This window comes from Pseudomonas sp. 3JA (assembly GCF_036961705.1).
GTDB classification, from domain to species: domain Bacteria; phylum Pseudomonadota; class Gammaproteobacteria; order Pseudomonadales; family Pseudomonadaceae; genus Aquipseudomonas; species Aquipseudomonas fluorescens_Q.
The window spans coordinates 194,919-214,789 of sequence record NZ_JBAMDJ010000003.1; the positions used below are offsets into that span (position 1 = coordinate 194,919).

Annotated in this window: 16 protein-coding genes; 5 read left to right on the plus strand and 11 right to left on the minus strand. The window is 63.3% G+C overall.

What is annotated here, in order from left to right; all coding sequences use genetic code 11:
* Positions 1-82: 82 nt before the first annotated feature.
* Genes V7773_RS03835 through V7773_RS03850 form a run of 4 tightly spaced genes read right to left on the minus strand, consistent with a single transcriptional unit; the run spans position 83 to position 6,400 of the window.
* Complete coding sequence (locus V7773_RS03835; RefSeq protein WP_336072394.1) at positions 83-1,450, minus strand: heavy metal sensor histidine kinase; 1,368 nt, start codon at positions 1,448-1,450, stop codon at positions 83-85.
* On the minus strand, positions 1,437-2,120 hold the full coding sequence (locus V7773_RS03840; RefSeq protein ID WP_027911423.1) for a heavy metal response regulator transcription factor: 684 nt from the start codon (positions 2,118-2,120) through the stop codon (positions 1,437-1,439). The genes V7773_RS03835 and V7773_RS03840 overlap by 14 nt, the downstream gene beginning before the upstream one ends.
* 9 nt (positions 2,121-2,129) lie before the next feature.
* Positions 2,130-5,246 (minus strand): multidrug efflux RND transporter permease subunit, encoded by a 3,117-nt coding sequence (locus V7773_RS03845; protein ID WP_336072395.1) that lies wholly within the window; start codon positions 5,244-5,246, stop codon positions 2,130-2,132.
* Entirely contained in the window at positions 5,243-6,400 is a 1,158-nt protein-coding gene (locus V7773_RS03850) for an efflux RND transporter periplasmic adaptor subunit (protein WP_336072396.1), read from the minus strand. Before V7773_RS03850 ends, V7773_RS03845 begins: the two co-directional genes overlap by 4 nt.
* A gap of 236 nt (positions 6,401-6,636) precedes the next feature.
* Between V7773_RS03850 and V7773_RS03855 the strand changes: the two genes are divergently transcribed.
* The gene (locus V7773_RS03855; protein ID WP_063324496.1) at positions 6,637-6,894 is read left to right on the plus strand and encodes a hypothetical protein; all 258 of its coding nucleotides are present in this window, start codon (positions 6,637-6,639) and stop codon (positions 6,892-6,894) included.
* Between the two features lie 27 nt (positions 6,895-6,921).
* Here the strand turns inward: V7773_RS03855 and V7773_RS03860 are convergent, their stop codons facing one another.
* Positions 6,922-7,890: a LysR family transcriptional regulator gene (locus V7773_RS03860; RefSeq protein WP_336072397.1), complete on the minus strand. Its 969-nt coding sequence runs from the start codon at positions 7,888-7,890 to the stop codon at positions 6,922-6,924.
* Between the two features lie 323 nt (positions 7,891-8,213).
* Here V7773_RS03860 and V7773_RS03865 point away from each other — a divergent pair, with 323 nt between their 5' ends.
* From V7773_RS03865 to V7773_RS03880, 4 genes are read left to right on the plus strand one after another with little or no spacing between them, the layout of a single operon-like run.
* Positions 8,214-9,779 carry an efflux transporter outer membrane subunit gene (locus V7773_RS03865; RefSeq protein ID WP_336072398.1) on the plus strand — a complete coding sequence of 522 codons (1,566 nt, stop codon included), beginning with the start codon at positions 8,214-8,216 and terminating at the stop codon, positions 9,777-9,779.
* Positions 9,780-9,784: 5 nt separating this feature from the next.
* Entirely contained in the window at positions 9,785-12,001 is a 2,217-nt protein-coding gene (locus V7773_RS03870) for an FUSC family protein (protein WP_336072399.1), read from the plus strand.
* Entirely contained in the window at positions 11,991-12,191 is a 201-nt protein-coding gene (locus V7773_RS03875) for a DUF1656 domain-containing protein (protein ID WP_003205331.1), read from the plus strand. The genes V7773_RS03870 and V7773_RS03875 overlap by 11 nt, the downstream gene beginning before the upstream one ends.
* 10 nt (positions 12,192-12,201) lie before the next feature.
* Entirely contained in the window at positions 12,202-13,065 is an 864-nt protein-coding gene (locus V7773_RS03880) for an efflux RND transporter periplasmic adaptor subunit (RefSeq protein WP_092223678.1), read from the plus strand.
* 202 nt (positions 13,066-13,267) lie between these two features.
* On the opposite strand, the gene V7773_RS03885 is transcribed toward V7773_RS03880, so the two are convergent.
* From V7773_RS03885 to V7773_RS03910, 6 genes are all read right to left on the minus strand, one after another.
* Positions 13,268-14,092 carry an SDR family oxidoreductase gene (locus tag V7773_RS03885; RefSeq protein ID WP_336072400.1) on the minus strand — a complete coding sequence of 275 codons (825 nt, stop codon included), beginning with the start codon at positions 14,090-14,092 and terminating at the stop codon, positions 13,268-13,270.
* A gap of 34 nt (positions 14,093-14,126) precedes the next feature.
* Complete coding sequence (locus V7773_RS03890) at positions 14,127-14,591, minus strand: hypothetical protein (RefSeq protein ID WP_063324499.1); 465 nt, start codon at positions 14,589-14,591, stop codon at positions 14,127-14,129.
* Positions 14,592-14,761: 170 nt separating this feature from the next.
* Positions 14,762-16,213: a mannose-1-phosphate guanylyltransferase/mannose-6-phosphate isomerase gene (locus V7773_RS03895; protein ID WP_063324500.1), complete on the minus strand. Its 1,452-nt coding sequence runs from the start codon at positions 16,211-16,213 to the stop codon at positions 14,762-14,764.
* Positions 16,214-16,363: 150 nt separating this feature from the next.
* Positions 16,364-17,029, minus strand: coding sequence for an alginate O-acetyltransferase AlgF (locus V7773_RS03900; protein WP_092146844.1), 666 nt, complete (start codon positions 17,027-17,029; stop codon positions 16,364-16,366).
* A gap of 14 nt (positions 17,030-17,043) precedes the next feature.
* Positions 17,044-18,219: an alginate O-acetyltransferase gene (locus V7773_RS03905; protein WP_092223674.1), complete on the minus strand. Its 1,176-nt coding sequence runs from the start codon at positions 18,217-18,219 to the stop codon at positions 17,044-17,046.
* 11 nt (positions 18,220-18,230) lie between these two features.
* Positions 18,231-19,796: an MBOAT family O-acyltransferase gene (locus V7773_RS03910; protein WP_063324503.1), complete on the minus strand. Its 1,566-nt coding sequence runs from the start codon at positions 19,794-19,796 to the stop codon at positions 18,231-18,233.
* Positions 19,797-19,871 lie beyond the last annotated feature (75 nt).

The window sequence follows — 19,871 nt, forward strand, 5'->3', positions numbered from 1 at the left end:
CGAAGGCTGCGATCTGTCGATTTTGATCGAGTTGGCTTTCGCCCAGCATTCAATGCTGGAAAGATCGAACCTTGTGAAGGCCTCAGGCTGGCAAGCGGATCCCGAACGTGTTGGCACCCTGGTCGCTGCGCACGAACACATCGCCACCGTGCATCAGTGCAATGGCCTTGACGATGGCCAGCCCCAGTCCATGGTTGGCGCCACTGTTGCTGCGCGAGGCATCGACGCGATAGAAACGTTCGAATAGGCGTGGCAGGTGCTCGCCGGCGATCGGTTCGCCGGGGTTGGTGACCGCGAGGGTGATCTGGTCGCCAAGGGCTTCGATGTGCACGTCGATCACTTGCCCGGGCGCGGTGTGTTGTACGGCGTTGCTCAGCAGGTTGATCAGCGCCCGTCGCAAGTGGGCGATCTCGATGTTGGCCTGGGCATCGCCGCTGACCCGGACCTGGACCTGGGCATCTTCCAGGATGAAGTCCAGGTAATCGAGGGTGGTCGCCACTTCGCCGGCCAGGGATGCGCTGGTCAACTTGGTGGCCTTGCTGCCTTGGTCGGCGCTGGCCAGGAACAGCATGTCGTTGATGATCGAACGCAGCCGCTCCAACTCCTCGAGATTCGATTGCAGCACTTCGAAGTAGTGTTCGGCCGAGCGTCCACGGGTCAACGCAACCTGGGTCTGGCCGATCAGGTTGGTCAGGGGCGAGCGCAATTCATGGGCGACGTCGGCGTTGAACGATTCCAGCCGCGAGTAAGCCTGTTCGACCCGGTCGAGGGTGGCGTTGAAGGAACTGACGAACTGGCTCAGCTCCGGCGGCAAGGGCGACAGTTGCAAGCGCCCGGACAGGCGGGGCGGGGCCAGGCGTCGGGCTTCATCGGACAGCTTGATCAGCGGTTTGAGGCCGATGCGCGCGACCCAGTAGCCCAGCAACGAAGCGAGGAGCACACCGACAATCGCCAGGCTCACCAGCGCCACCAGCAGGCGATGCTGGGTCTGGTAGAAGGTCTGGGTGTCGATGCCGATCATGAAGCGCAGCGGCGGGCGTTGGTCCTTGGCCGGGAATTGGCTCACCAATACTTTCATCGGGTAGTCCCGATGGGGCAAGGTCAGGTCGCGCTTCCCCAGGGCGCCTTGGGCAAAGGCACGGATCTGTGCATCGGGAGCGCCGTATTCAAAGCGCGGATCGTCGCTGACGATCCAGAAATGGATGCGTTTGTCTTCTTCACCGAGCAGTCGCAGCTTGTTGTTGATCTTCACCCAGTGTTCAGGCGTGCCGTAGCGGCCAACGGTGGACTCCAGGACACTGTAGCGGGCATCGAGCTCGGCTTCGGGCAACAGGCCCAGGCCCTTGCCGACCTGCTGGTATAAAGCGCCACCGATCAACAGGAACACCAGCGCCGCCACCAGCGTGAACATGCCGCTCAGGCGCAGGGCGATGCTGTCAGGGACGGTCATCGCTGCGACTCTCCAGCACATAACCCATGCCGCGAATGGTGTGCAGCAACTTCTGTTCGAATGGCCCGTCGAGTTTGGCCCGCAAGCGTTTGATCGCCACTTCCACCACGTTGGCGTCACTGTCGAAGTTGATGTCCCAGACCATTTCGGCAATGGCGGTTTTCGAGAGGATTTCACCCTGGCGGCGGGCCAGGACGCTGAGCAGGGAGAACTCCTTGGCCGTCAGGTCCAGGCGCTGGCCGGCCCGTGTGGCCTTGCGGCTGATCAGGTCGATCCACAGGTCGGCGATGCTCACCTGCACCGGTTCATGGCCGCCGCTGCGGCGGGTCAGGGCTTGCAGGCGGGCCACCAGTTCGAGGAAGGAGAAAGGTTTGCCCAGGTAGTCATCGGCGCCGTCGCGCAAGCCCTTGATGCGGTCCTCGACCCGTTCCCGGGCGGTGAGCATGATCACCGGTGTCTGCTTGCGGGCGCGCAGGGCCCGCAGTACGCCGAAGCCGTCCAGGCCCGGCAGCATCACGTCGAGCACGATCACCGCATAGTCGGTTTCCAGGGCCAGGTGCAGCCCCTCGATGCCGTCCGGCGCCACGTCCACGGTATAGCCCTGTTCGGTCAGGCCGCGGTGCAGGTAGTCCGCGGTTTTTTCTTCGTCTTCGATAATCAGAACGCGCATGGCCCTGCCTCAGTGGTCTGTGCTCGCCAGCGCCGCCGTCGGCGCCGACCCTGGCTGGTGGGCGGGCCGATGGAACAGTCGCTCCAGCCACAAGTATATGACCGGCGTGGTGAACAGCGTCAGCGCCTGGCTCACCAGCAGGCCGCCCACCACCGCGATGCCCAGGGGCTGGCGCAGCTCCGCGCCGGGGCCATAGCCGAGCATCAGCGGCAAGGCGCCGAGCAGGGCGGCCAGGGTGGTCATCATGATCGGCCGGAAGCGTGTCAGGCACGCCTGGAAAATCGCCTCCTGGGGCGCCAACCCTTTGTTGCGCTGGGCGTCGAGGGCGAAGTCGATCATCAGGATGCCGTTCTTCTTGACGATCCCGATCAGCAGCACCAGCCCGATCAGCGCCATGATCGAAAAATCCTGGCCCAGCAGCCAGAGCATGATCAGCGCGCCGAGGCCGGCCGAGGGCAGGGTGGAGATGATCGTCAACGGGTGCACGAAGCTCTCGTAGAGCACGCCGAGGATGATGTACACGGCCACCAGCGCGGCGAGGATCAGCCATGGCTGGCTCGCCAGCGAGCTCTGGAAGGCCTGGGCCGCGCCCTGGAAATTACCGGTGATGGCGGCGGGCATGCCGATTTCGTTCTTCGCCTGGTCGAGCAGGCGCACCGCGTCTCCCAGGGCGACGCCGGGCGCCAGGTTGAACGACAGGTTGGCGGCCGGGAACATGCCGTCGTGGGCAATCGACAGCGGGCCGTTGCTCGGCGCATCGAAGCGGGCCAGGGCCGAGAGCGGCACCATTTCCCCACTCAGGGGGGAACGCAGGTAGAAATACGCCAGGCTTTCGGCCTTGCCCCGCTGCGCGGTATCGAGTTCCAGGATCACGTTGTACTGGTTGGTCTCGGTCTGGAATTCATTGATCTGCCGTTGGCCGAAGGCGTCGTACAGGGCTTGGTCGACATCGGTGGCGGTGAGGCCGAAGCGCGCTGCCGCGCTGCGGTCGATGTTGATGTGGGTGATGCTGCCGCCCAGTTGCAGGTCGTTGGAGATGTCACGGAACGCCGGGTTGCCGCGCAGCTTGTCGGTGAGTTTTTGCGTCCAGGCGTTGAGGCTCGGCCCGTCGTTGCTCTTGAGCACGTATTGATATTGGGCGCGACTGGGGCCGGAGCTGAGGTTGATGTCCTGCCCGGCCCTGAGGTACAGCACTACACCGGGGATTTTCAGCAATTGCGGGCGGATTCGGTCGATGAAGCCGCTGGCCGACACGTCACGCTCGCTCCGGGGCTTGAGGGCGATCCAGAAACGGCCGTTGGCGATGGTCTGGTTATTGCCCGAAACACCGACGGAATGGGAGAAGGTCTGCACCGCCGGGTCGGCGGCGACGATGTCGGCCAGGGCCTTGTGTTTGGCGACCATGTCCGGGAACGACACATCGGCGGCGGCTTCGCTGGTGCCCAGTACCAGGCCGGTGTCCTGTACCGGAAAGAACCCCTTGGGGATGAACACGTAGCCCACCACCGCCAGTGCCAGGGTCAGGCCGAACACGCCTATCATCAGTTTTTGATGGGCCAGGGCCCGACGCAGGCCGTGCTCGTACCAGCCCAGCAGACGCTCGCCGAATCCCATCTTGCTGTGGGCATGATGTACCGGGGCACGCATGAACAGCGCGGCCAGGGTCGGTGCCAGGGTGAGCGACACCACCACCGAAATCAGAATGGTCGAGGTGGCGGTCAGGGCAAATTCCTTGAACAGGCGCCCGACCACACCGCCCATGAACAGCAGCGGGATGAATGCCGCTACCAGCGAGAAGCTGATGGAGACCACGGTGAAGCCGATCTCACCCGCTCCCTTGATCGCCGCTTCGCGCATGCCGTCGCCGGCCTCCAGATGCCGGTGGATGTTCTCCACCACCACAATCGCATCGTCCACCACGAACCCGACCGAGATGACGATTGCCACCAGGGTCAGGTTGTTCAGGCTGAAGCCCATCACGTACATCAGGGCGAAACTGGCGGTCAGCGACACCCCCAGCACCGCCGAGACAATCAGGGTTGCCGAGAGCTGGCGCAGGAACAGCGCCATCACCGCGACGACCAACAGCACCGCGATCAGCAAGGTGATCTCCACTTCGTGCAACGAGGCGCGGATAGTCTGGGTGCGGTCGATCAGTACCTTGACCTGTATGGCAGCGGGCAGCATGGCTTGCAGGGTGGGCAGGGCCGCTTGGATGCGGTCGACGGTTTCGACGATGTTCGCCCCCGGTTGCCGGAAGATCACCAGGTTGACCCCTGGTTCGCTGTCGGACCAGGCCTGGACGTAAGCGTTTTCCGAGCCGTTGATGACCTTGGCGATGTCCTTGAGGTGAACCGGTGCGCCGTCCTTGTAGGACACAATCAGCTCACCGTACTCCTCAGGCTGGAACAGCTGGTCGTTGGTGGACAGGGTGGAAATGCTCGAATCGCCGTACAGGGCGCCCTTGGCCAGGTTGAGGCTGGCCTGCTGGAGCGCCAGGCGGATGTCCGCCAGGGTCAGGCCGATGGCGGCGAGTCGATCAGCCGAGGCCTGGACCCGGATCGCCGGACGCTGCTGGCCGGTGATGTAGATTTGTCCTACGCCGTCGATCTGGCTGATCTGGCGCGAGAGCAGGGTTTCGACGTAGTCGCTCAGCTCGGTGCCGGGCATCAGGGAGGAGCTGATGCTGAGGATCAACACCGGGCTGTCAGCGGGATTGACCTTGCGCCAGGTCGGCAGGTTCGGCATGTCGTTGGGCAGTTTGCCGGCGGCGGTGTTGATCGCCGCCTGCACTTCCTGGGCGGCGGTGTCGATGCTTTTATCGAGGCTGAATTGCAGGATCAGGTTGGTCGAGCCCAGGGCGCTGCTGGAGGTCATCTGGGTGATGCCGGGGATGGCACTGAATTGCACTTCCAGCGGCGTCGCCACTGACGAGGCCATGGTTTCGGGGCTGGCCCCGGGCAACTGGGCGTTGACCTGGATGGTCGGGAATTCGGCTTCCGGCAACGGCGCGACGGGCAGGCGAGGAAACGCGATCACGCCCAGCAGTACCAGGGCAAACGTCAGCAGCACCGTGGCGATGGGGTGGTCGATGCACCACGCTGAAACCGAGCCGCGGCCCTTCACGGTTGCGGCTCCGCGGTCTTGGCCAGGGCGGGCGGGGCACTGAGCACCTGGATGTGGCTGCCCGGCTTGAGCCGTGACTGACCATCGCTCACCAGTTGATCGCCAGCGTTCACCCCTTTGATGATGTGTATGTCGCTGTCCTGGTAAACCATGACCACCGGCACGCTCTCGACCTTGTCGCCCTTGATCCGGTACACGAAGTGTTGCTCCAGCCCGCGCTGGACCACGGAGGGAGGCACCACCAGGGCGTCCTTGTCGAGGGCGGTCTGGATCTTCAGCGTCACCAGTTGCCCGGGCCACAGCCGTTGCGCGGCGTTGTCGAATTCAGCCTTGGCCCGCAGGGTTCCGGTGTTGGCGTTGATCTGGTTGTCGATGAGGCTCAGGCGCCCCTCGCCGAGCAGTTCCCCGCTAGCGCCATCGGCACCGAGATAGGCCTTGACCAAGGCTTGCTCGGGCGCCGCGATCAAGCGTTGCAAGGTGGGCAGCATTTGCTGGGGCAGGGAGAACTCCACGGCGATCGGGTCGATCTGGGTCACCGTGAACAGGCCTTCGGCGTCGCTGGTGCGCAGGAAGTTGCCTTCATCCACATTGCGAATGCCGACGCGACCGCTCACCGGGGAGCGGATCTGGGTGTAGGACAGTTGCACCTGAGCCGAGTCGATGGCCGCCTGGTTACCCTGGGCGGTGGCCTTGAGCTGGTTGACCAGCGCCTGCTGCTGGTCGTAGGTCTGCTTCGAGACGCCGTCATCGACGCTCAGCAATTTGTAGCGCTTGAGATTGACCTGGGCCACCGCCAGCTGCGCCTGGCTCTCGCCGAGTTGGGCCCGGGCCTGGTCGAGGCTGGCGCGGATCGAACGATCGTCGATGGTCGCCAGCAGGTCACCTTTCTTGACCAGTTGCCCTTCCTTGACCAGCAGCCGGGTGAGGATGCCGTCGATCTGCGGCCGGATGACCACGCTGTGCAGCGACAGGACCGTACCGATGCCGCTGGCAAAGCGCGGCACATCCTTTTGCACCACGCTGACGACCCGCACCGGAACGGCGGCGGGAGCGCTGGGCTTGGCGGTCACGGGCCTGAACACGAACCAGAGGACAAGGGCCGCCAGGGCGACCAACAGCACGACGAGCAGGACGGTTTTCTTCTGGGTGTGCATGGATATGAAGGGCCGGTTCGGGACACAGGAGTTTGAGCTTTCTTATATAGCGTTACGAGCCGGTCAGGAAGGTGACGGCTAACTGACAGGCTTGTCAGTTTTGTCCTGGCTTGCCGTCAGATGAATGGTCGTGCCAGATGAAACTGCCCTGCGCGCGGTGATATCGGGCAGGTATACTGCCGCCTTTCGCGGCTCGCCCTTTGGGCCCGACTTGCATGCATGACCCGGAGCCTCACATGACTTCCCCGACACCTTCGCCTGCGGATGAACTCCCCGGCGGCGAACAGGCCGATTTGTCCGACAGCGATGTTTCCTGCACCGAGGACGCCAAAGCGGCGATCCCTGCCTTCAAATTCCCGTTCAAACCCGGTGAACTGGCTGCGGCCAAGGGCGCCGGCCAGCAGCCGTGGTACAAGAACGGCGCGAAGAATGGCCATACCAAGACCCCGGGCGCCGCGCCTCCCGGCACGCGTCGTTCGATGGGCAAGCGCTGACATCATCCTTCACGCACGGGGGCGACTTCAGTTCGCGACCCGTGCGCCTGCCAGGCTTCCACTCAATTCGTAAGCCGCCAGCTCAGACTGGTGCGCCGCGAGGATTTCAGGCAACGAGCCTCGCAGGTACTCGACCCAGGTCTTGATCTTCGCATCCAGGTATTGGCGCGACGGGTAGATGGCATAGAGGTTCAGTTCCTGGGAGCGGTAGTTGGGCATGACCCGCACCAGCGTGCCGTTGCGCAGGCCTTCGATGGCGGCGTACACCGGCAACACCCCCACGCCCATGCCGCTGGTGATCGCGGTTTTCATCGCATCGGCGGAATTCACCAGGAACGGTGAGCTGTGGATGGTGACCATCTCCTGGCCTTCCGGGCCGTCGAACACCCATTTTTCCAGCGGAATGACCGGGCTGACCAGGCGCAGGCAGGCGTGGTTGAGCAGGTCGCCGGGTTTTTGCGGGCAGCCGCTGGCTTTCACATAGGCGGGCGATGCGCAGACGATGCTGTAGGTGATCCCCAGGCGCTGGGAGACGAAGCCCGAATCCGGCAACTCGCTGGCGAGCACGATGGAGACGTCGTAGCCCTCGTCGAGGATGTCCGGCACGCGGTTGGCCAGGGTCAGGTCGAAGGTCACATCCGGATGGGTCTTGCGATAACGGGCGATGGCGTCGATCACGAAATGCTGGCCGATGCCGGTCATCGTGTGGACCTTCAACTGCCCGGCCGGTCGGGCATGGGCGTCGCTGGCCTCGGCTTCCGCTTCTTCGACATAAGCCAGGATCTGCTCGCAACGCAACAAGTAGCGTTTACCTGCCTCGGTCAGGGCAATGCGGCGAGTGGTGCGGTTGAGCAGGCGGGTTTGCAGATGGGCTTCCAGGTTGGAAACCGCGCGCGAGATGTTGGCCGTCGTGGTGTCCAGTTGCGCGGCGGCAGCGGTGAAACTGCCAGCTTCGGCAACACAACTGAACGCGCGCATGTTTTGCAAGGTGTCCATGGAGGGCTCTCTTGGGAGGTGGCAAATTGTGACACGAAGTTACAGAGCAGCGGGACCCGACTAATGGATTATCGCGTTAACGGTAACAAAGATTCACAGAAAGGTCGGCTTATCGGCGGGGAGGGGGATGCCTAGAATTGCCGGCACTGTGGCGCTGGTCTGGCCCTGCTGTCTGATGCAGTACCTGTGGGAGCGGGCTTGCTCGCGAAAGCGGTGGGTCAGTTGGCGGTGATGTTGCCAGGGTAACCGCCTTCGCGGGCAAGCCCGCTCCCACAGGGTGCTCCTACAGGTTTTCGTCTCTCTCTCCTAGGAATTTTGCGCAAGTGCCGCGTTGCATCAGCAGAGAGCTGAAGACTCTCAGTGTTTGGGTTCTGACATTAACCATCAGCGGGTGCATCGGGACAGGCGGGATTGGGCCGCAAAGCCAGGTACTGCCGGCCAATCAACTGGCGACCGATGCCGCCATCCGCGAGGCGGCTCGCGACGCCCGCTGGCCCACCCGCCAGTGGTGGCAAGCCTATGGCGATCGGCAGCTGGATCGCTGGGTCGACCTGGCCATGCAGGACAGCCCGAGCCTGGCCATGGCCGCCGCGCGGGTGCGCCAGGCCAAGGCCATGGCCGGTGTTGCCGAGGCCGCCGAGTCGCTGCAGATCAATGGCGAGGCGACCCTCAAGCGCCATAACTGGCCCACCGATCAGTTCTATGGCCCGGGCGAGCTGGCCGACACCACGACCTGGGACAACAATGCCGCCCTGGGCTTGAGCTACGCCCTGGACCTGTGGGGCCGCGAGCGCAATGCCAGCGAACGGGCGGTTGACCTGGCCCATGTCAGTGTCGCAGAGGCGCGCCAGGCGCAACTGGAACTGCAAAGCAACATCGTGCGTGCCTACATCCAGTTTTCGCTGCACTACGCCCAGCGCGATATCGTCGCCGCGACTCTCCACCAACAAGAGCAGATTCTCGACCTTGCGCAGAAACGCCTGGACGGCGGCATCGGCACCCATTTCGAAGTCAGCCAGGCCCAGGCACCGGTGCCCGAGAGCCATCGCCAACTCGACGCGCTGGACGAAGCCATCGCCTTGAGCCGTAATCAGTTGGCGGCCCTGGCCGGCAAGGGGCCGGGAGAGGGCGCGCAATTGCAACGTCCGACCCTGGCCCTCGGCGCGCCCTTGAAGTTGCCGTCGGCCTTGCCCGCCGAACTGCTCGGCCAGCGTCCGGATGTGGTTGCCGGGCGTTGGCAAGTAGCGGCCCAGGCCCGGGGTATCGATGTGGCCCGGGCCGGCTTCTATCCCAATGTCGACCTGGTGGGTAGCCTCGGCTACATGGCCACTGGCGGTGGGGCGCTGGAGTTTTTGACGGGCAAGAAGCTCACCTACAACGTCGGGCCGGCGATCACGTTGCCGATCTTCGACGGCGGCCGCTTGCGTTCGCAGCTGGGTGAGGCGGCGGCCGGTTATGACATCGCCGTGGCGCACTACAACCAGACACTGGTGAACGCCCTCAAGGGCATTTCAGACCAACTGATCCGCCGCCAATCGATGGACAAGCAGCAGGCTTTCGCTGCCGAATCGGTGGCCGCAGCCCAGCGCACCTACGACATCGCAATGGTGGCGTTCCAGCGCGGGCTCACTGACTACCTCAACGTGCTCAACGCCCAAAGCCTGTTGTTCAAGCAGCAACAGGTGCAACAGCAAGTGCAGGCGGCGCGCTTGAGCGCCCATGCCGACCTGGTGACGGCGCTGGGCGGCGGGCTTGAAGCCGGCAACGACAGCCCTGACTTGAGCCATGCCCTGTGGCAAGGGAGCTTGCTCCCGCTGGACTGCGCGGCAGTCCCCTCAAGTGGGTGCTGCGCGCCCAAGCGGGCGCAAGCTCCCTCGCCACGATGCTGAGTCCTGTGACGTCTTTACTTGCCCTCGCACGCTGGCTGTACCGTCTTGAATGGCGCCGGGGTTTCTTCGACTGGGCCCGCAGCGACGGGGTGACCTGGGTCTATATCTTCAAGGTCCTGTTTGCCGCGTTCCTGACCTTGTGGTTGGCGATGCGCCTGGAGTTGCCGCAACCGCGCACGGCCATGATCACCGTGTTCATTGTCATGCAGCCCCAGAGCGGGCAGGTGTTCGCCAAGAGTTTCTACCGCTTCCTTGGCACCCTGGCCGGCTCGGCGGTGATGGTGGCGCTGATCGCCTTGTTTGCCCAGAACACCGAGCCGTTCCTCGCTTGCCTGGCGGCCTGGGTTGGCCTTTGTTCGGCAGGGGCGGCGCGATATCGCAATTTCCGGGCCTATGGTTTTGTGCTGGCCGGCTACACCGCGGCGATGATCGGCCTGCCGGCCCTGGCCCATCCGGAAGGCGCGTTCATGGCCGCGGTCTGGCGGGTGCTGGAGATTTCCCTGGGCATTCTCTGCTCCACCCTGGTCAGCGCCGCGATCCTGCCGCAAACCGCCAGTGCCGCCATGCGCAATGCCTTGTACCAGCGCTTTGGGGTATTTGCCCTGTTTGTCACCGATGGCCTGCGTGGGCGCAGCAAGCGCGAGACCTTCGAAGCGCGCAACGTGGGCTTCATTGCCGAGGCGGTGGGCCTGGAAAGCCTGCGCAGCGTGACCGTGTTCGAAGACCCGCACATGCGTCGGCGCAACGGCCGGCTCAGTCGCTTGAACAGCGAATTCATGGGCATCACCACCCGCTTCAACGCCTTGCACCAATTGCTGGAGCGCTTGCGCGGCAGCGCCGCGGATCATGTGGTAGACGCCATCAAGCCGGGCTTGCAAACGTTGGCCGAACTGCTCGACGGTTTCAGTGGCCGCGCCCTGACCGATGCCGATGCGGCCCGTCTGGCGGCGGCGCTGGCTGAGTACAAGGCCGAGCTGCCGGCCCAGGTGCGAAGGCTGCGGGCGTTGTTCCAGGACACGGCGCCCAGTGATGGGCAGCAACTGGATTTCCATACCGCCTACGAGCTGCTTTATCGCTTCGTCGACGACTTGCACGGCTATGCCCTGACCCACGCCTCGCTGGCCGATCATCGCCACGAACGTGAGCGCTGGGACGAACCATTCGTGCCGCAGACCAACTGGCTGGCCGCCACGGCATCGGGTGTTCGCGCCGCCTTCATCCTGTTGGTGCTGGGCAGTTACTGGGTCGCCACGGCCTGGCCGAGCGGCGCGACCATGACGATGATCGCCGCCGCCACCGTGGGCTTGTCGGCCGCGACGCCGAACCCCAAGCGCATGGCTTTCCAGATGGCCTGCGGCACGTTGTTCGGGGCGTTGATCGGCTTTGTCGAGATGTTCTTCATCTTCCCGCTGATCGACGGCTTCCCTTTGCTCTGCGTGATGTTGGCGCCGGTGATCATGCTCGGTTCGTTCCTCAGCTCGCGGCCGAAATACGCCGGGGTCGGGCTGGGGCTGCTGATCTTTTTCAGCACCGGTTCGGTGCCGGACAACCTGACGGTCTACAACCCCTACGCCTTCATCAACGATTACATCGCGATGATCCTCGGCATGCTGGTGTGTGCCGCGGCCGGGGCAATCATCCTGCCGCCCAACAGTCGCTGGTTGTGGCGCCGGCTCGAACAGGATTTGCGCGAGCAAGTGGTGTTTGCCATCAGTGGCAAGCTCAAGGGCCTGGCATCGAGCTTCGAAAGTGGTACCCGCGACTTGCTGCATCAGGCCTACGGGCTGGCGGCGGGGCAGCCGCGGGTGCAACGGGACTTGCTGCGCTGGATGTTTGTGGTGCTGGAGGTCGGCCACGCGATTATCGAGTTGCGCAAGGAACAGGCGATTTTACCGGTGCATCCGGCGTATGCCGAACGCCAACCGTGGCGCCAGGCGATTCGTGTGATGGGGCGGGCGCTGGTGCGGTTGTTCCGCCAACCGAGCCAGAGCAATCTGGAACGTGCCCTGGTGGCGGTGGACCATGCCATCGGCCGCGTGCAGGCCACCGACGAACCCTTCGCCCCGCATTTCGACACCTCGGCGCTGCGCCGCGTGAAAAGCTACCTGCATTTCATCCGCACCTCGTTGCTCGACCCGCAATCGCCCTTGGCCGGCTATGTCATACCGCCTGCCATGCCGCCTGCCACACCGCTTCCCCAGGAACCTGAACATGCCCCGTGAGATCGCCTTCCATGGTGTGTACATGCCCACCATGACCTTGATGTTTTTCATCGCCGCCGGCCTGGCCTGGGCCTTGGACCGCTTCCTGTCGGGGCTGGACCTGTACCGCTTCTTCTGGCACCCGGCGTTGTTGCGCCTGAGTCTATTTACCTGTCTGTTCGGCGCGCTGGCGCTGACGGTCTACCGTTGAGATCGATGCGATGAGAAAGTTTTTCAGCCTGCTGGCGACGCTGTTGGTTCTGGCCCTGGCGCTGTGGATCGGCCGTACGTTATGGGTCCATTACATGAACGAACCCTGGACCCGCGATGGGCGGGTGCGGGCCGACATCATCAATGTGGCCGCCGATGTCAGTGGCGAGGTGGTCGAAGTGCCGGTGCGCGACAACCAATCGGTGAAAAAGGGCGACCTGTTGATGCGCATCGATCCTGAGCATTACCGAATCGCCGTGAAGCAGGCGCGCTCCCTGGTGGCGTCGCGCAAGGCCACCTGGGAGATGCGCAAGGTCAACGCCCATCGGCGTGCCGACCTGGACAGCCTGGTGATCTCCCGGGAAAACCGCGACGACGCCAGCAACATCGCCGACTCGGCCCTGGCCGATTACCAGCAGGCCCAGGCGCAATTGGAAGCCGCTGAGCTGAACCTGTCGCGCACCGAAGTCCGTGCGGCGGTGGACGGCTACGTCACCAACCTCAATGTGCACCGTGGCGACTACGCCCGCATCGGCGAGGCGAAGATGGCCGTGGTGGACATGAATTCGTTCTGGGTCTATGGCTTCTTCGAAGAGACCAAGTTGCCCAAGGTGCGGGTCGGCGATTCAGCGCAGTTGCAGTTGATGAGCGGTGAGATGCTCAAGGGGCATGTGGAAAGCATCTCCCGCGGCATCTACGATCGGGACAACCCCGAAAGCCGCGAACTGATCGCCGACGTGAACCCGACCTTCAACTGGGTTCGCCTGGCCCAGCGGGTGCCGGTGCGCATTCATCTCGATGAAGTACCCGACGGGGTGTTGCTGGCGGCGGGGATGACTTGCACGGTGGTGGTCGAGCCCCAAACCGAGCGCTGAGGCGACGCTGGCAGGGGGACAAAGAGGCTTGTCACCCCTATTCCTGTGGCGAGGGAGCTTGCTCCCGTTCGGCTGCGCAGCAGTCGTATCCTGGACGCCACCCTTGATCTGCCGCACCGCAATGCCTGGTTGGGGGCGGCTTCGCCACCCAGCGGGAGCAAGCTCCCTCGCCACAACAGCAAAGCTCGCCAGCCCTTGATGGTTACAGCAGTCCACCCAACCCAAACCGCTTCATCAACCCCTTCTCCAGCAACCCCTTGGGCAGCCAGCTCGCCATCAACGGCAATGCCCGGCTGCCATTGCCCAGGCGCAGCAGGCGGGGCGGCCGGGGTTGTTGCACGGCCTTGAGCAGCCCGGCGGCGAACTCGCTGGCCGGGGTTGGTTTGTCCTGGGACGCCTTGGCCCGGGCGCGGATGCTGTCGCGCAGCGGCCACCAGGGCGATTGTTCGCTGATCAGCTGTTCGGCTTCGTGGCCGGCATTCTTGGCGAAGCTGGAGGCGATGGCGCCGGGTTGGACCTCCATCACGCGGATGCCGAACGGCGCCAGTTCCATGCGCAAGGCATCGCTCAAGGCATGCACCGCGGCCTTCGAGGCGCAGTAGGCCCCTGCAAACGGCGTGACCAGCACCCCGGAAACGCTGCCGATGTTCACCACCAGCCCCTTGGCCCGACGCAACACCGGGAACAGCGCGCGGGTGACCCCGACGATGGCGAACACGTTGGTTTCGAACTGACGCTGCATGGCCGGCACGCCACCGTCCAGAAGAGGGCCCATGGCGCCGTAGCCGGCATTGTTGACCAGCACATCCAGGCCGCCATGCTGCTGGTTGATCCGTTCGTTGAGTTGTTCCAGGGCCTGGCCGCCGTTGACGTCCAGTTGCACAGCGGTGAACCCGGCAGCGCTGAGCGTCGCTACGTCTTCAACCTTGCGCGCCGTGGCCCAGACTTGATAACCCGCAGTCTTGAAGGCGTCGGCGAGGGCGCGGCCAATGCCGCTGGAACATCCGGTAATCAGCGCAACAGGCATGGCGCATTCCTTGTGCAAAAAGTGGGGGGAGCAATCAGTTGGAAAAGCTGCCGTGCAATCGCTCGGCGCGAAACTCCAGGGTCTGCGGGCGATAACCCGGACGCAAGGGTGGCAGGGGCAGGCAGTCTTGCCAGTCAGCGCCGGCCTGCAATTGGCCGGGGCCCCGGTAGCGCGGTGCGTCGTAGGGGGTGTCGGCCAGGTTGATGGTGTCGCCAGGCGCATAGGCCGCGACCTGCCAGCGCAGTTCGATCAGCGGCACGTCATTGGTGTTTTTCAGGTTCAGCGACAGCGGACGGTCGGCGGGGCATTGTCCGGGGGTATAGGTAATGCGCATTTCCAGGCGCTCCAATTGCCGGGTCTCGCGGTTTTCCTGCCAGAGCACCCACGCAGCGACCAGCCCGAGACCGATGAACGCCGCCAGGGAGACCGGCAAGGCCTTGGCCGGGTAGCGCAACAGCAGGATGAGCCAGGTGATGACCAGCAAGACGCCGATAAGCATGGTGGAAGCCTCCGTTACCGTAGGCACATCCTACCGAAGGGGGCGGGCAATGTTGAAGCAATGATGCCTGCCCATCACCGACTGCAAAAAAAGCCCCCACCCAACTCACTGCGGATAGGGACGCAGTGGGCTGGATGGGGGCTTCTTGTACAGTTGATCGTTGTAGCTGGTTACTGTGCGATGGTCTTCACCGAGACGCCACGTTCGATCGGGGTGGAGCGACCGTAGATGTCTTCGAAACGCTCGATGTCGTCTTCGCCCAGGTAGCTGCCGGACTGCACTTCGATGATTTCCAGTGGGATCTTGCCCGGGTTGCGCAGGCGGTGGACCGACGCGATCGGGATGTAGGTCGACTGGTTTTCGCAGAGCAGGAACACGTTCTCGTCGCAGGTCACTTCGGCGGTGCCGCTGACCACGATCCAGTGTTCGGCACGGTGGTGGTGCATCTGCAGGGACAGGCACGCGCCCGGCTTGACCGAGATGTGCTTGACCTGGAAGCGACCGCCCATGTCCACCGAGTCATAGGAACCCCACGGACGATAGACCTCGCAGTGGTTCTGGGTCTCGGTGCGGCCCTGGGCGTTGAGGGTGTTGACCATCTGCTTGACGCCTTGGACCTTGTCCTTGTGGGCAATCATCATGGCGTCCTTGGTTTCGACCACCACGATGTTTTCCAGGCCGATCACCGACACCAGCTTGCCGTTGCCGTGGATCATGCAGTTGCGGCTGTCCTGGATCACCACGTCGCCCTTGGTGACGTTGCCGTTGGTGTCCTTTTCGTTGACTTCCCACAGCGACGCCCAGCAACCGACATCACTCCAGCCGGCGGCCAGGGGAACCACGCAGGCGCGCTGGGTTTTTTCCATCACGGCGTAGTCGATGGAGTTGTCCGGGCAGCAGGCGAAGGTGGCTTCGTCGAAGGTAATGGTGTCGGCCGTCTGCTCACTGCGCTCCAGAGTCAGCAGGCAGGTGTCGTAGATGTCCGGATCGTGTTTTTTCAGCTCTTCGAGGAAGCGGCTGGCGCGGAACAGGAACATGCCGCTGTTCCAGAAATAACCGCCGGCCTCCAGGAACTCGGTGGCGCGCTTGGCGTCGGGTTTTTCGACGAAGTGCGAAACCCGGCTCACACCTTCAGGCAGCAGCGCATCGTTGGTCGACTTGATGTAGCCATAGCCGGTTTCCGGCTTGGTTGGCGGAATGCCGAACAGCACCATCTCGCCACGCTCGGCAGCCACGGTAGCGAGGGCCAGGGCGCGTTGCAGGGCTTTCTGGTCTTCGATCACGTGGTCGGCCGGCAGCACCAGCATCAGCTCGTCGCGACCTTCGTTGACCAGCATCATCGCGGTCAGCGCCACGGCCGGTGCGGTGTTACGCCCGAACGGTTCCATCAGGATGCGCTGGGCTTCGAGCTTACGGTTGCTCAACTGTTCGTTGACGATGAAGCGGTGGTCTTTGTTGCAGACCACGATCGGCGTGTCCATGCCTTCGAACACCAGGCGCTCGAGGGTCTGCTGGAACAGGGTGTGTTCACCGGTCAGGGCCAGGAACTGTTTAGGGAATTGCTTGCGCGAAAGCGGCCAAAGACGTGAGCCACTACCACCTGACAAGATCACCGGAATCATGTTTGTTACTCCTTGAAGCGAAATGGTTGTTAGAGCTACTGCGTTCTGTCGTTTCACTCTCTTGTTGTTGTTCCTGCGGCAGTGGCGAGCCTCAAGCTTCAAGCTGCAAGTAAAAGCTTGCCGCTTGAAGCTAGAAGCTCGCCGCTGCTCTTATCGTGTCGACACCGGGCGTTTCACCCACACTGGCGACAGGCTGCTGCCTGAGCCTGTGACGTACAGTACGGCCGCTTCGCCGCGCTCCAGGGCCACAGGCTTGAGGTCGCCGACTTTCTTGTCGCCTTCGAACAGTGCCAGGGTCACTTTCACCGGGTTGATTTCACGCTCGCCACGGCCCTTGGCCGCGACATTCGGTACCACTTCGGTCTTGCCATCGGCGGTCTTGAGGGTCAGGGCCTTGTCGGTGAGGTTCTGCACGCGGACCAGGGACTTCTGCTTGTTCTTGAACGGCGGTTCTTCGATCAACTGAGGCTGGCCGGTGGCGTTGTTGACCAGGGTGTAGTAGTGATCGGGGGCCAGTTTGACCGGGACGGTCTGGCTGCCGACCTTGGCGTTGTAGTCACCGCCCGGCATGAAGCTGAAGTCGCTGCTGGCCAGTGGGGCCACTTCGTTGAGGTTGGTGCTGCCGACGGTGGCGCTGACTTCGGCGTTGCTGGCGTTGTAGATACGTACGAAGCTCGAGCCTTTTGGCGCGACCGGACCGTACAGGGCCGAGTCACCGGCAAAGGCGGACAATGAGAGGGCGCTCATGCTGGCGACGAGGGCAACGGCCTTGAAGGAGCGAGCAGCGAGACGGCGAGGAGTAGTGTTGAAAGTCATGGTGGACCTCTCTTTCAGTTTTGCGCCCGGTCGGGCGTCTCGGATGGGGTGTTGGCGGCTACGTTCTGTTGGCGCGCGCCGGCTTGCTTGAGCTCTGCGACCCACTGTGGGTCGGCGTCGCCGATTTCGTTGTTCACGGGCAGATAACGTTCAGGGAACTCCCAGATCAGCACCTGTGGCGGGCTGTTCTTGAAGGCATCACTCTTGAGGTAGCTGAGCATCGGCAGAATCGGGCCATGGCCGTCCTCGGCGTAGTTGATGACGTCGCTGTGCAGGGCTTGCTTGAGTGCACCGACGAAGTTCCAGTTGGGGTTGGCGCTGTAGCTCGTGCCGATCAGGGCCACGGGCACCTGGGCGTCGGCGAACAGCGCGTCGTCGCCGGCTGGCTGGTCGTCGGCTTCGCGGGTGTTGCGCTTGACCAGCGGCTCCTGGGCGGGCATCAGGTTTTCGAACAGCGGGTCCAGGGGCAGGAACTGGCGCAGGTCACCCTTGTGGGTGATTTTTTCCGCAGGCTCAGTGACGAAGCGCTGTGGTTCGCCATTGAGCGGCGCCTTCTCCGCGATGGCCTTGGCCAGGTTCTCGGCAGCGACCTGGGCACCTTCCGGGGTCCAGTGGGTGTCGGTGCGCAGGAACACTTGCTGGCCGCCTTGCTTGGCCTGTTGCAGCGGGCCGAGCAGGTCAGGCGCGAGGATCTTGTCGGCCGCCACGCGAGCATGGAAATCCTGGTAGAGATTGGCGTGAATGCTCGATGGCTTCACGTCACCCAGATGCTCGGGGTACAGCCGCGCCTTGGCCGGCAGGATCGCCATGACCAGGGTGATGCCTTGTTCCTTGAGCTTCTGGCGCACGCCTTCGACCAGCGCGTAGTTGCCTTGCAGGTTCAGCTCTTCGTTGACGATCGGGTTGAACTCTTCGTCGCTGTACAGCCATTGGTCACGGCCCAGGACCACGCCCTTGCGGCCTTCGTTGAACAGCTTGTAGTCCAGCGCCGCCCAGATGTTGGTGCCCAGGCGCTTGATCGGGAACTCGTCGTCGTAGTGCGTTTCCACGGCCTTGGCCCAGCGCCCGTTGAGCACGGTGGCGTCGGGGTTGGTGCTGAAGCCGAAGAAACTGCGCATCGACCACAGGCCCAGCGCTGTCAGGATCAGCATGAACAGTGCGATGTAAAAGATGCGTAATGAGCGGGTCATGTTCAGATCCCTCAGAACTGGAAGTAAAGGAACGGCGAGAAGCTTTGCGCCGAGAGTTTGAGAATCGAAGCGATGAACAGCAGCAGCACCAGGGCGCGCATCACGTAGCGTGACCAGTCCACGGTCCAGTAGGCCGGTTGCACCTGGGCTTCGACACCCACGGTGTAGCCCGGCTCATGGATCGTCGATGGGTTGTCACCCGGTACGGCCTTGATCATCCCCGGTTGTGCGGTGGCCGGGCCGTTGGCCTCGGTATTGACCTCAGGCTTGGTCTTGACCGGCGGACGGTTGGTGTAGAAGTCCCGCAGGCCGAAGAAGGCGAGGGTGATGTAGGCCACCACCAGCGTGGCGATCTGCAGGCCGGTGAGGTTGGCGCGGGTCAGTTCCGACAGCGACCAGTCGCCGAAGCTGAACATGGCAGCGTACATGCGACCGGCCACGTGCAGGTTCTCGGCCCGGAAGATCACCCAGCCCATCACCACCAGCAGGAAGGTCAGCGCCCAGCGGATCGGGTTGATGCTGCGTGGCGTGGTGTTGATGCCCACCGCTTTCTCGATGGCCAGCCACATGCCGTGCCAGGCACCCCAGATCACGTAGGTGATGTTCGCGCCGTGCCACAGACCACCGAGCAGCATGGTCAGGAACAGGTTGCGATAGGTCATCAGCGTGCCTTTGCGGTTACCGCCCAGGGTGATGTAGAGGTAGTCGCGCAGCCAGGTGGACAAGCTGATGTGCCAGCGGCGCCAGAACTCGGTGATCGACTGGCTGATGTAGGGCTGCTTGAAGTTTTCCATGAAACGGAAACCCATCATCAGGCCCAGGCCGATGGCCATGTCGCTGTAGCCGGAGAAGTCGAAGTACAGCTGCGCGGTGTAGGCCAGGGCGCCGAGCCAGGCATCGCCCGTGGTCGGGTTCTGCAAGGCGAAGCAATGGTCGGCCACCACCGCCAGGGTGTCGGCGATGAACACTTTCTTGATGAAGCCCTGCATGAAGCGGGTGCAGCCTTCGGAGAACTTGTCCAGCGTGTGGGTACGGTTGTTGAACTGGTCGGCCAGGTCGCGGAAACGCAACACAGGGCCGGCGATCAGGTGCGGGAAAATCGCCACGAACGCTGCGAAGTCGATCAGGTTGCGGGTCGCCGGGGTGTCACCGCGATAGACGTCGATGATGTAGCTGATGGACTCGAAGATGTAGAACGAGATCCCGATCGGCAACAGCACATGGGTCAGGATGAACGGGTTGAGGCCAAAGCTGGTGATGATTGCATTGAGGCTGTCCACGCCGAAGTTGGCGTACTTGAAGTAGCCCAGGATGGCCAAATCCACGCCCACGCCGAGCAACAGCCAGCGTTGGGCCGGTTTGGTCCGCACACCGGCGGCACCGACTTTCAGGCCGATCCAGTAGTTCCACAAGGTGACGCCGGCGAACAGCGCCAGGAAGTCCACCCGCCACCAGGCATAGAACACGTAGCTGGCGATCAGCAGCAGCAGGTTGCGATAGCGTTGCCCGCTCAAGTAGTACAAGCCGAGAAAGATCGGCAAGAACAGAAACAGGAACACATTGGATGAAAATACCATCCCGATCTCTCCATGTTGAATCAACAGTCAAGGGCCAGAGCCCCCCCAAACCCCCCCATGAAAACCGGGTGGTTG

Coding starts and splice junctions, on each gene's coding strand:
- V7773_RS03835 (WP_336072394.1), bottom strand. CDS start 1,450: ATGACCGTCCCTGACAGCATCGCCCTGCGCCTGAGCGGCATGTTCACG.
- V7773_RS03840 (WP_027911423.1), bottom strand. CDS start 2,120: ATGCGCGTTCTGATTATCGAAGACGAAGAAAAAACCGCGGACTACCTG.
- V7773_RS03850 (WP_336072396.1), bottom strand. CDS start 6,400: ATGCACACCCAGAAGAAAACCGTCCTGCTCGTCGTGCTGTTGGTCGCC.
- V7773_RS03855 (WP_063324496.1), top strand. CDS start 6,637: ATGACTTCCCCGACACCTTCGCCTGCGGATGAACTCCCCGGCGGCGAA.
- V7773_RS03860 (WP_336072397.1), bottom strand. CDS start 7,890: ATGGACACCTTGCAAAACATGCGCGCGTTCAGTTGTGTTGCCGAAGCT.
- V7773_RS03875 (WP_003205331.1), top strand. CDS start 11,991: ATGCCCCGTGAGATCGCCTTCCATGGTGTGTACATGCCCACCATGACC.
- V7773_RS03880 (WP_092223678.1), top strand. CDS start 12,202: ATGAGAAAGTTTTTCAGCCTGCTGGCGACGCTGTTGGTTCTGGCCCTG.
- V7773_RS03885 (WP_336072400.1), bottom strand. CDS start 14,092: ATGCCTGTTGCGCTGATTACCGGATGTTCCAGCGGCATTGGCCGCGCC.
- V7773_RS03890 (WP_063324499.1), bottom strand. CDS start 14,591: ATGCTTATCGGCGTCTTGCTGGTCATCACCTGGCTCATCCTGCTGTTG.
- V7773_RS03895 (WP_063324500.1), bottom strand. CDS start 16,213: ATGATTCCGGTGATCTTGTCAGGTGGTAGTGGCTCACGTCTTTGGCCG.
- V7773_RS03900 (WP_092146844.1), bottom strand. CDS start 17,029: ATGACTTTCAACACTACTCCTCGCCGTCTCGCTGCTCGCTCCTTCAAG.
- V7773_RS03905 (WP_092223674.1), bottom strand. CDS start 18,219: ATGACCCGCTCATTACGCATCTTTTACATCGCACTGTTCATGCTGATC.
- V7773_RS03910 (WP_063324503.1), bottom strand. CDS start 19,796: ATGGTATTTTCATCCAATGTGTTCCTGTTTCTGTTCTTGCCGATCTTT.